The organism is Paenibacillus sp. FSL R5-0623 (genome assembly GCF_037974265.1).
Lineage (GTDB): Bacteria > Bacillota > Bacilli > Paenibacillales > Paenibacillaceae > Paenibacillus.
In genome coordinates, this window is the sequence record NZ_CP150233.1 from 5,680,941 (window position 1) to 5,692,334 (window position 11,394).

The 11,394-nt window shown below is 43.3% G+C and carries 13 protein-coding genes; all 13 read right to left on the minus strand.

The window, feature by feature from the left end; genetic code table 11:
* Positions 1-10: 10 nt before the first annotated feature.
* The 13 genes from MKY92_RS24945 to MKY92_RS25005 all read right to left on the minus strand — a co-directional run bounded on the left by MKY92_RS24945 (position 11) and on the right by MKY92_RS25005 (position 11,392).
* The gene (locus MKY92_RS24945) at positions 11-370 is read right to left on the minus strand and encodes a WXG100 family type VII secretion target (RefSeq protein ID WP_339298013.1); all 360 of its coding nucleotides are present in this window, start codon (positions 368-370) and stop codon (positions 11-13) included.
* Positions 371-382: 12 nt separating this feature from the next.
* Entirely contained in the window at positions 383-658 is a 276-nt protein-coding gene (locus MKY92_RS24950) for a WXG100 family type VII secretion target (RefSeq protein WP_150364197.1), read from the minus strand.
* Complete coding sequence (locus MKY92_RS24955; protein ID WP_339298014.1) at positions 659-1,468, minus strand: hypothetical protein; 810 nt, start codon at positions 1,466-1,468, stop codon at positions 659-661.
* A 21-nt stretch (positions 1,469-1,489) separates the two neighbouring features.
* Positions 1,490-2,848, minus strand: coding sequence for a hypothetical protein (locus MKY92_RS24960; RefSeq protein ID WP_339298015.1), 1,359 nt, complete (start codon positions 2,846-2,848; stop codon positions 1,490-1,492).
* 38 nt (positions 2,849-2,886) lie between these two features.
* Entirely contained in the window at positions 2,887-3,168 is a 282-nt protein-coding gene (locus MKY92_RS24965; protein ID WP_076210973.1) for an EsaB/YukD family protein, read from the minus strand.
* Positions 3,169-3,186: 18 nt separating this feature from the next.
* The gene (locus tag MKY92_RS24970; RefSeq protein WP_145153652.1) at positions 3,187-3,936 is read right to left on the minus strand and encodes a vWA domain-containing protein; all 750 of its coding nucleotides are present in this window, start codon (positions 3,934-3,936) and stop codon (positions 3,187-3,189) included.
* A gap of 74 nt (positions 3,937-4,010) precedes the next feature.
* The gene (locus tag MKY92_RS24975; RefSeq protein ID WP_190945006.1) at positions 4,011-4,280 is read right to left on the minus strand and encodes a WXG100 family type VII secretion target; all 270 of its coding nucleotides are present in this window, start codon (positions 4,278-4,280) and stop codon (positions 4,011-4,013) included.
* Positions 4,281-4,378: 98 nt separating this feature from the next.
* The gene (gene essC, locus MKY92_RS24980; protein ID WP_339298016.1) at positions 4,379-8,413 is read right to left on the minus strand and encodes a type VII secretion protein EssC; all 4,035 of its coding nucleotides are present in this window, start codon (positions 8,411-8,413) and stop codon (positions 4,379-4,381) included.
* A gap of 30 nt (positions 8,414-8,443) precedes the next feature.
* Positions 8,444-9,427, minus strand: a complete 984-nt coding sequence (locus MKY92_RS24985; RefSeq protein ID WP_145153658.1) for a hypothetical protein — start codon at positions 9,425-9,427, stop codon at positions 8,444-8,446.
* The gene (locus MKY92_RS24990; protein WP_339298017.1) at positions 9,414-9,962 is read right to left on the minus strand and encodes a hypothetical protein; all 549 of its coding nucleotides are present in this window, start codon (positions 9,960-9,962) and stop codon (positions 9,414-9,416) included. The genes MKY92_RS24985 and MKY92_RS24990 overlap by 14 nt, the downstream gene beginning before the upstream one ends.
* A gap of 13 nt (positions 9,963-9,975) precedes the next feature.
* On the minus strand, positions 9,976-10,356 hold the full coding sequence (locus MKY92_RS24995; protein ID WP_339298018.1) for a hypothetical protein: 381 nt from the start codon (positions 10,354-10,356) through the stop codon (positions 9,976-9,978).
* 32 nt (positions 10,357-10,388) lie between these two features.
* The gene (locus MKY92_RS25000) at positions 10,389-10,892 is read right to left on the minus strand and encodes an ABC transporter permease (protein ID WP_339298019.1); all 504 of its coding nucleotides are present in this window, start codon (positions 10,890-10,892) and stop codon (positions 10,389-10,391) included.
* Positions 10,893-10,921: 29 nt separating this feature from the next.
* A complete protein-coding gene (locus MKY92_RS25005) occupies positions 10,922-11,392 on the minus strand; it encodes an ABC transporter permease (protein ID WP_339298020.1) in 471 nt (156 codons plus the stop codon).
* Between the last annotated feature and the right edge of the window lie 2 nt (positions 11,393-11,394).

An 11,394-nucleotide genomic window follows, 5' to 3' on the forward strand; every position in this document is an offset into this window, starting at 1 on the left:
TGCTTCCCCCTTATTTCTTCTTCGCAGCAGCAGCGGCTGCCGCTGCGGCCGCTCGTTGTCTTTCGCGCTCCTGACGCTCACGTTCCTGGCGTTCTCTCTCTCTGCGCTCTTCTTCAAGATCTTCCTGCATGAACTGATTGGCTAACGCTTCCAGTCGTCGTGCGAATTGTTCCATTTCATCCGCTGTCTGCCTCATCCGTTGAGTTGTGTCTCTGAAATCATCCATAAAGTGTTGATACACTCTCCCCTTCCAGATCATGGACTGTACATTACTATTGATACTGGAGCGTTCATTCTCCAGCTTGTTGCTGTTGTTGCGTAATTTGGAGGCAATGCTCCGCAGTTTACCGACGTCAGGCCGAATTGGCATATGTACATCTCCTTACTTTATTGAATCTGCCTTACTGAATCTCTCGGAAATGGCTTTAAGCTCGTCCCCTACATCCTTCAGTACAGTTGATACACTTTCCAGCTGAACATGGGCATCTTTGTAAGAGGAATAGAAACGCTCTTGAGATTTCCCCTCCCATTCCCCTGTAATTCCATCGATCAATGACTTTAGCTCTCGGGACAAAGCAATACTTTCCTGACTGCTGGCCAGAAATCGGGTAGCGATCTCCTTAATACGTTCAGGTTCAATTTTGATACGGTCTGCCATTTATTTGACCCCTTTCCCATCCAGTTTTTCGATTTGATCCGCAAATCGTAATAATGCTTTTTTCAATATGGCCGGCTTGTATGGCTGGAATTGAAGCGTACCCTCCGTCAATTCAACCGCCAGATACAGCTTGTCTCCCCATTGAGCATAGTGATAATCCTCCTGATGCCACATCAGTCCATGCCTCTTCATAAACATCATGGAGCCTGAGCGCTCCCCATTACTGAAGATGTCTAATGCAAGCTCTGCCTGTTCTTCCGTATGCCCTGCTTGAACCAGTCTATTACGCTGGTCTACTTCGGTTAGCTGATTCCATTGATCCCACGTGCAGTCTTTGATGACCGCCTTTTTGGCTGGACTCTTATATTGAAGTGTCAGTGGAAAGAACCCTTTCATAGCTTCTAACGTTAACTGGGCGTCTGCCACAGGAACAAGGACAATGCCTCCTGATTCATCTACTGTTTGTTCAACAACGATTCGAGGAGTGAAATAGTAGTGACCTGCGTATTTCCCAGTGCCTTCAATCTTCTTACTCACATGCATCACATCGGCACTGCCGCATGCAGCAATGCAATAAGCGAGCATTTCATTCATATCATAGCCAGCCCCCTCTTGCTTCGGAACCAGATATCCTTTGTCTACAAATGTCTTTTCAATTACCTTATATTCCTCTTCTAATTCCTTAGCCAGATACCCGCGATAAGGATCATCAAAGTTAGCTATATGACGGACTCCCACCAACTGAGTCAAGAAGAAAAATTCTTTAGGAGAGAGTTGGAATGACCACTCTTCCGTTAATTCATTTTCCAAGATAAAGCACTCCTTCAATCACTATTTAAATAGACCAATAACATAAATAATTAGTGCAAAAACCAGCGCACCAACTGAAGCACCTATTACATAGATCCACATACGGTCATAGGTGGACTGTTTATTCTGTTGGATCAGTTGATTCCAGCCTTTTTTAACGAGGGTCTGCTTAGGTTCAGGGTTAAAGACAGTCTGATCTATGCCTTCTTGCACCTGCTCCATGGCAATGGAGATTTCAACATGAAATGGCGAACGATCGTTAAATTGCTCAATCAGCTTGCCATATTCCCAGAAGGCCGATGTCAGATTCCCCTGACGTTCCAATTGACGGGCTCGAGCCAATTGATTCTCTTGGGCGTGACTCAAAGCGTTAACAGCATACTCACTCGGCAAGTGATTAGATTCCTCTACTGGTTGCTCCAACTCTTTTTCCATTTCAGATGTTGGAATCGCCTCTTGCTCCACGAATTGCTTCGCTGAAGCCAGTGCAATCTGCCATTCTCCAAAGGTTGGGCATTGCTGTAGTTGCTCTGCATTCCACAACCGATCTAGCAACGCTGCTACTTCAGGGCCATACTGTTGTTCGAGCGTCGCTTGAAGAAGTACATAGCGCTCACTTTGTTGCTGGATTTCTTGTGGATCAAAATAACTATCTCCCCACGCTTGCTTACATATGTCTGTACTCGACCAAGCCAGCATCTCGGCAAGCAGGATTCCACCAGCAAATCGATCCGCAAGAGGACTCCAGTCCCCATACTCTCTAAGGAAAGTTGCGGTATATCCCGTTGCACCCTCTGGCAGATTATCGGGTTCCTCCAATTGCTTAGCGTACATTCCTTCCACATCAACTAATTCAACAGACATGTCCTCCGTCTCTTGATTAGAGTTGACGATCAGCAGATTAGAAGCTGACAAGTCGGCATGGGCTATGCCAGCTTGCTCCAATACAGCCATGGTAGATACCAAAACCATTGCCAGTTTCATTGATTGTTCCCGAGATAATGCTTCTCGGCCAAGCATTAATTCACTCCATGTCACACCATCAATCCATGGCATATGTGCACCGTAAAGTAATTCAGGATACTGTCCGAGCAACTCCATATCTTCTATCGGATTCAATATCGTTCGTGACCATACGCTCAGTCCCGAGTGGACTGTGAGGTCTGCCATGAGCTCTGTCAACTTCATGACAGATGGCTGTCGGAAGGCTGGGCGGAACACCTTCAAGGCACTGTTTTCTCCCGAGCTGTTAATAAGCTTGTATACTGTGCCTTCCCTGCCCTCCTGACCATAAGGCATGCCTTCGAATTGAGGGTGCTGGACCAGTCTGTAAACTTGGTTTCTGATTCGTAGTTCTGTATTTATATCAGGTGGAAACACGATTCTTGCTCCCCTTTGCACAAAAAAATGATTCGAAATTATATTGTTGAGAAGGAGTTAACCTGCTCAATGCGCAGATAGCTTCCATCCATTGCTTTTACATCCTCCAGAGACTGCTGAAGGTCCATGCTATTCCACTCGCTTCCATCACTGCTAAGATAGTAGCGATAGTTGGATGCTTGAAACGTAAGGGCCATACCTTCATTTAATCCTTTGAGCATGGGTTCAAGTAATTCATGCAAAGGTATCGTATTAGGTAGCTCTATATCTGTCTTTTTACCAGTAGCATCAATAATTAAGGTCAATAATGTTCGATCCATGTGTTCTCCTCCTTACGGTTACATCGGGGTAGAAGCAGACATCTGCAGCCCTAGTGAAATTAGGTCTTTACTTGTACCAGGCAGCATCATAAGTGCACCCTTCTGAATCGAATATCCGGATTCCATCATCATTTCGCGATAGCTTTCAGGTACAACCGAAGACATTCGTTTTAATTTCTCCGAATAGGGATCCACCACGAAGGAATCCGGCATCATCCCTTTCCAAGCTCGTGTATCGCGAATCCGGCTAGTGGAAGCATCCTCTGTAATAAAAATATTTTCGACCAGCACTTGTCCATCAGGGACAGACATGGTTTTGATCCGTTCAACAATCGGTTCAGGATCTTCCCCTGTGTAAATGCCATCAGTCATATGACAGATCAGAGGGGCAGGACAGTGCTCCATGTTACGAAGCTCAGACTGAATAATCTTCTCCGCTTGTTTGAATGCCTTCGCCGTGTCTGTGAATCGTTTCGGGTATAGCGGTGGCAGACTTCCACGATTAGCAATACGATCAATAGATTTAACACCGTCTAGTAGATCGTATACTTCATCACTGTAGGCAAGAATCGCGATTCTATAACGAGGAGACACTTTTGATCCTTTCGTTGATCGGTAGACGATCTGGCGAATAATCGTCTGAAGTCCCTCGTTAACGATATCCATCCTCCGTTGCCCTTCAAGCTCAAGTGTCATTGAACCGCTAATATCAATTAAATAGATTAGTAGAGCGGGGGTGCTTCCCGTCGCATGTACTGAATAACTCATAGGAATAACCTCACATTTTCATACTCTGGATATAGAAAAAGCCAGGTAAGTTTACCTGGCTTCTTATGTAACTACTACTGTTGGTCTGCTTGTCTGAAGCGAGTTGAGATAGCTTTTAATTCTGTTCCTACTGCACGAAGCATTTCAACATAAACGGTCATGTTCTTCTTATCGGATTCAAATCTGTCATAGAATCCTTGGGAAGTCATACCTTCCCACTGGGAGCGCATGGATTCCATCAAGGAATTCAATTGCTGAGCCAACTGCTCGCTTTCTTGTGCTGCTTGGTCAAACTTCGATCCTGCGTTATCAATTTCTTCTGGTGTAATTAAAATCTTTGCCATTCTTATCTTCCCCTTTATACCATTTTTATAAATTTTACCCATTAACTATTGTATACAAAGAACTAGTGAATTGCCAAACATTTTTTGGGAAAAAAGACTCATATATGAGTCTTTTTTCCTTTAATGTCTGAGTTTACGACAAGAACTGCGTTTCTATTTATTTCTGCTACTTGTTCTTCAACCTGAGCAACCCCATTGGCAAATGCATGTACTGCTTTCACACTTACGAATTTCCGTTTAATATAGTAACCTTCTCCATCCGGCAATACTCGACTGCCTGAGACATAAGGAACTTTAATATTAAACAGCTCAGTATCTGTAGATTCAGCCGTACCCAACAACCAACCGATCTGACCAGATTTAATCTCTTTCATCCATTCATCATAATTCCGGTTAATCGCATTGGCTTGTCCAGAGACGATGATAAAGACTCCATGCTCTCGTCCATTACGGGTGATATATTCCAGATGACCTGTAATCGTTCTGGAGATACGCTTAGCCAGAAAATCAACATCGTCCATAATCAGAACCATTTTCGGGGCAAATTCATCCGGATCAGCAACTCTCTCTTCCAGTTTCGTACGTAGATTTTCGATCATTTCTTCCATCGTTGCCTCATTCGTTGCAAATGCCGCCGTATGATTTAATTCCTTCAGAGCTCCCAATCCTTGAGGCGTGCGTCTAAAGTCGCATAGATATAGTTCAAGTTCATCCGTTGAATACTTCATGGCTGATATCAATCCTATCGTGACAAGCAATGACGTTTTACCAGATTCCATTCTTCCGGCAACTATGAAATATGGACCATCCGCTTCCATATCCCATCCCAACATTCTCAAACTATCAATGTTCATATGAACGGGTAGCGTAGGATCAGACACGATATTAATATCTTTCAACACTTCTGGAATAGCAATGACCTCAGGTAATACTCGAATGGACTCTGGTTTAGCAGTCGTACAAGAAGCGTCAATTACTGCAAACTGTTCGCGCAATAACTTGGCACGGGAAGACTCATTCACCGCATTAATGGATAACGCCGTTTGGAACTCATATGGAGGGATTGTTCCCTTCACAAAGGCCCTTCCTTCCGGCATCTGTGTTGGTGCTTTGTTCAGCCTTCCTACGGCATAGTTATAGTCCCCTGCATCTGCAAGCATATATGAGACAGCATTCGGAAAGTTACTGCGGATTCGTTCCAACATATCGGAAATACGGTTGATCGTTGCTACAAAGTATATGCCTAGTCCCGGACCTTCACGCAGCAGAGGATCCAGCTTCTCATGAAGCTTCTCGAACTGCCCTCGGAAACTAACATAGCTATCGATAATGACTAGTATGGCCGGCAGCGTATTTCCTGTTTCAGCACAGTAAGACAGTCTGGATTTCACTCCTGTTTCAGCAAACAGCGTTTTACGCTTACTAATGGTCTCTTCCAGATAATTGAACAATCGGTTCATCTTCTCTTCCTGATCATCCTGAATGACATCCGCTACATGAGGCAATAGAGTATAATCCTTCAGCATTCTTCCAAAATCGAGCGCATAGATATTCACATCATTAGGTGTCGTCTCCGTTGCAAGTGAATAGAGCAAGGTCTGGATAAATGTTGTTTTCCCCGTACCTGGCATACCATATATCAGCCAATGTCCTGATTCCAGATCAATCCGAAGTGGAAATTGTCTTTGGTTCACTACATCATCAATAAGTCCAACCTGTGGATTCAAAATTTTACCTGATTCACTTGAACTGATAACTAGATCTTCCAAAGTCAGATGATTAGGCAGTGGCTCCAGCCAAGGACCTGGTAGACGCTGAATACCTTCGCGTTCTGCTTTCATCGCGATATGCTCAATAAGAACGTTTAATTGTTTTTTACTGAGCGTCTTTTCTTCAGCAGGTTTTGTTTCCTGAAGCAACTCGAGCTGGTCTCTTAACTTGGTCTTGCGACCATCTAATTCATAAGCATACATATTGCGGTCAGATTGCGTAATACTCTGATCTGGTCGATACGGAGCACCGCTCCATGCGAATTGAACGGATTCAAATACTTCATTACTACCGACTTGTAGAAAACCACGACCCGGGTTTGTAATATGAGCAGCATCCGGAATTCGGATCATCTCACGACTATCACTTTCGTCCTGAACTCGAAGGCAAACTTTATAACGGGAGTTACTCCAGATTTTATCATCTACAACGCCGCCTGGTTTCTGGGTTGCCAAGAGCAGATGCACACCCAATGTCCGACCAATAGCCGCAATGGAAACCAATTCACTCATGAACTCCGGTTGGTCTTTTTTCAGTTGTGCAAACTCATCGATGACAATGAATAGATGCGGGAGAGGATCCCGATCTTTCCACTCTGTAAGATAATATTCGTCAATATGCTGTACATTACCAGCAGCAATGAATAACCGCTGTCTTCGTTTAAGCTCGGCTTTAAGGGAAACCTTAGAACGTTCGATTAACCCTTCTTCTTCCAGATTCGTTACTGTGGCAATAACGTGAGGCAATTCCTGGAACGTGTTGGACATGCCCCCACCTTTATAGTCAATCAGCATAAACGCCATATCATGGGGATGATATTCAACCGCAAGTGATGCAATAATGGATTGAATAACTTCACTTTTACCTGAACCGGTTGTTCCTGCCATAAGTCCGTGAGGACCATGTCCTTTACGCTCGATCTTGTCATGAAGGTTCAGCAGAACCGGCTTTTTCCCCCCTCTAACACCCACAGGGAAAGGAAGGGTATTGGGATAACGTGACTTCTGCCAATTGTTTTCCACATGGAACTGTTCGATATTCTGTATTCCAAATAGTTCAAACAACGTCAGTACATTTACAATCTCATCCGCAGAATTCCTCTTGATCCGATACGGAGCAATCTGACGTGCAAATTGATCTGCTTGTTCCAGTGTCATCTGATCTGATTTGAAGGGTTGTACAAATGGGATCTCATCCTTAGGCTTGGCATAGGTAGCATCGCCAGCAGAACCACCCGTTACATTCGTTGAACGCATGACCCCTTCAGCCGAATGCAAATCAATAACAAGTTCACATTCCTTCGGAAGAACGTCCTTGCTCGGTGCAAGTACGATGCTGCAAACGCCAATGACCTCTGAGCTCTTCATCATCAAAGGAAGAATAGGCTCATGCTCCAGCATCTCAATGAACGGCAGGAAACAGACGTAAAACGGGAGTGCTTTCTCCCCCTTGTTCAACCATTGACGACGCTGTAACATCGTAAATAATTGCTCCATTAATTGAGGTTGATATCCCCGTTCTTCGAACAGATATCTGCCCGAACGGGTGTCGTTCCACACATGCGGAATCCACCTCATCCAGTCCCAATTTTCTCGTTGTATCTTATTCATAAATACGGCCATCTTAAGCTCGTCTGGTGCATGATGTGCCGCAAGTTGTGTCACAACAGTACGACAGAACATATTTAGTTCTTCTTCGTCGCCAACAAGCCCGATAATGCGATATTTACTCAAGTCCAGCAGGGCGGGAGCATTCGTAATTGTAGTGAATTTCTCCGTCATTTCCCTCGCTTTTTCAAGCATCGGATCCTTCTCGACTCCATTTTGCTTAGGTACCGTAATGTCGAAGTTACTTGGCACGGTTCCAATGCCGACGCGGACTTTCAAGAAGTCAAAATCCTGTGGAATTCGCTCCCATACCGAAGAGCTTCGCTCCTTGACCATATTGATACAAAATTGTGGATCCAAATGGGTTTGGTGCCAGTTCAAAATCAATTCGTTCTTCCAGTTCTGCAGCGTTTCCCTGTTCTCATTAATGTGATTGTCGTATAAACGTTCACGATCTTTAATTTTTTTGCGATGCTTTGCTTTATTCTGGAAATGAACTAGGACAGGAACAAAATATGAAACGACCATCATACAGAGGGAAATCATCTGTACGGTTACAAATTGCCCATTCCCCCGACTTTGGTAAAAAGTCATCATTGCCGCCCCACCTGCAACTGTAACCATAATGGGAACCATAATCGAGATAATGTTCAGTTGTGGTGGTTGAGGAAGTGAGGGCGGGGAGAAAATTTCCACTTCCTCTCCCGATGTTTCTTTAATAATCCTAGGCGATCTCTTATAAAAAAAATGGGACATGCTCAGTCTGCCTCCTCTTCAACGTATTTTTTAGCGATTCATGCAGCCCTTCGGATAATAACCTGCTGCTGCTGCATCTCTTTCACTTGAGAAGGTCTCATCTTCCCGATAACCATAAGAACATGTACTAGGGTAATAATATTTAATACCGGTTGTCAGATCGACAGCGCCTTTAATCTCTGTTTTCTTGACCAGTCGGCCTCCACCAAGAGCATAGTTGTTATAGAATTGGTCCCCTATCGGAATTCCTTGGATAAATGCCATAATTCCAATGTCATCGATGGAGTTGATCCATTCTTCCTGTGAAATTTGTGGAAGGCTAAAGGTATAATGGACCCCGTACCGAGTCGCATACTCATTATGTTTGTTTATATAATAAGCCAGATCCTGTTGAATACTTTTCACGATGACACTTTTTCGCATCGCTTCAAAATTGGCTGCATTGTCTAATAAAGGAATGTTGGTTGTGCCCTCCAAATCTTCACGGAACCCTTCAACCCAAGCCTTTGCGTAAGAATCATACGCATATACATAACTGTCCAACGTGAAATTAATACTGTTACCTCTGTCGTCCGAGTACGAATATGGTTTCTTCGGTCTCCACATATGCTTGAATACCCTTTCGCTATTGGCATCCCTGTACTCATCCACTGCGTACAAGTCATAGCCATCGTAATCAATGACGGCAACTGCTGGAATATATCCGGCAAGAGCCCCCTGTCTAACAGGATCATTGACAACATCAAAATTCAAATAGAGTGTGCGAAAGAAAGTGTCCAGCGCTCTCTCTTTATTCGCAAAGAAGAATTTTCTCGACTGATAACCCGCCTCATATTCTTGAAGTACATTCATATTTAACATTTGAGAAGCATCCTGAACTGCAGTATGCAGTGAAGCTGAATATTGATCAGATAAGGCCTGAGCCGTTTTTTGGTCTCCTGTTCGAAAATCCATGACGAGATAAAAAGGGACAAAGATACAGATAAACAATATCGCCAGATTAGTAATCTTCATTGATTACCATTCCTCCGTAAGGAACATAGACCTTAACGTTGCCGTCCGTGATGCCTCCAGTAAAAACATCACTCAGAATTGTTGCCATAGTACGATTAACATTTTTCACTTTCACGGTAAAGAAGTCACCTACCGCCATGACATATCTACGATCGATATCAGATGCTGGGCTATTGGGAAACAACCTCTGCATAATTTCCTGATTGTAATGACCATCGAAGTAGGTCGTGAAACTATCACGGAATGTAGCCGGATTAGCCGGATCAGTATATTCCGGATTGTATTTCTTGTGTAAATGTTCCATCTGGATGTCATACTGATTCCCCGTAGCTCCGAGCTTTTGGTTAAACTCTAGATACATCTCAGGAGTGATATACCCCTTGGTTCTAGCGGAATCCACGAATGTAGTCACAGCTGAGTGGATAACGATCTGAGACAAGTCATCCTGTCTTTGAGCCTGTTGGTACAACGGATACAAGAATAACAACACGATGGCAATGAACATGCCTAATATTTTGGAGAAAGAGTTTTCCACACTAGCTCACCCTTTATGTAAAAACAATGGTTTGTACTTTGCCTTGACTGTCTCGAATATATGAAACAACATAGGTTCGATTAAGATCGATTCCTGATACATCAATACTTTCAATATCATCTGAACTATAGAAGTATTTATTAACTACACGAATATTGGCGTCCAAGGTTTTCATTTGTCTTATGCTTTGAAGAACCTCTGCACCCGTGTAGGTAACTTGCTCTGTAATTTCAAGACTTGTGAACAACCTTCGCTCTTCATTTACCGCAGATTCATGCGTAACGTTAACTGCCGCATCCTGAGACTGAATGCCTCCAAGAGCGAACATGCAAGCGATAATTACGATGCTGATCTCAGCCGCAACTAATATGAACTTTTCCACTGTTTCGCTCATTGGAGACCTCCTTAGACTTAAGTCAAGATTTTCTACCGTTGCTGTTCAAACTTTATACCCCTGATCATATTATTGTCATCTCGAACTATACTAGAAATGAATTTTCCACTGGGATTGATATATTGAATGTTAGATTGTAATTCAGCATAGTATAGGGATGTTCTCTTCGTAGTATCCAGTGATGTGACTACTCCTCTTGCATCCAGATTGAATTGTTGACCATAAAATGTGCCTGAAGTACTAGTATCTTGATAATATTGTTTGCCCGTTATTACCTGTATGCCAAATTCATCTTGATTCACATACTGCCTGATCGCATTAAGAACTTGGCTTCCTGACAGTACAGTATTATTGTAAGTGTTATACTCTGTGTCTGATAGTTGAGTAGTTATCGCGGCCATCTTTGTCTGTCCCTGTTTTGCTGCATCCTGCGATGAAATCGTAATAATAACTACAATCGTAATCAACATAATGGTTAGGAATATACCCGCTGCTACCCTTATACCGACGCCTGTATTCTCTTCCAACGTATTCATTCCTCTCTTTTGTTTATTTCAGATAAAAACTATTCCTGTTCAAAAATTATTCCTCTAATCATGTTATTCTTATCCCTCACAATAGAGGATCTGAATTTCCCACTAGGATTAATATATTCATTGGCCGATTGCTTCTCAGCATTAACAAGGCTCAAAGTACCACCACTATTGGGAGTTATCTCTCCGATGTTGTTAAATACATCTCCGTAAAATGTACCCACAGTATTTCTTTGTTTCCCCGTAATAACCTGAACACCGAATTGCTCCTGATTCATATATTGCCGTACTGCATTCAGAACCTGACTACCCGATAATGTGGTATTGCTATACGTCTGATACTCCGTATCCGACAACTGCGTCGTGATTGCAGCCATCTTTGTCTGTCCCTGTTTTGCCGCATCTTGCGATGAAATCGTAATAATAACTACAATTGTAATCAACATGATGGTGAGGAATATACCGGCTGCGACCCGTATACCGACGCCTGTATTTTCTTCCATGA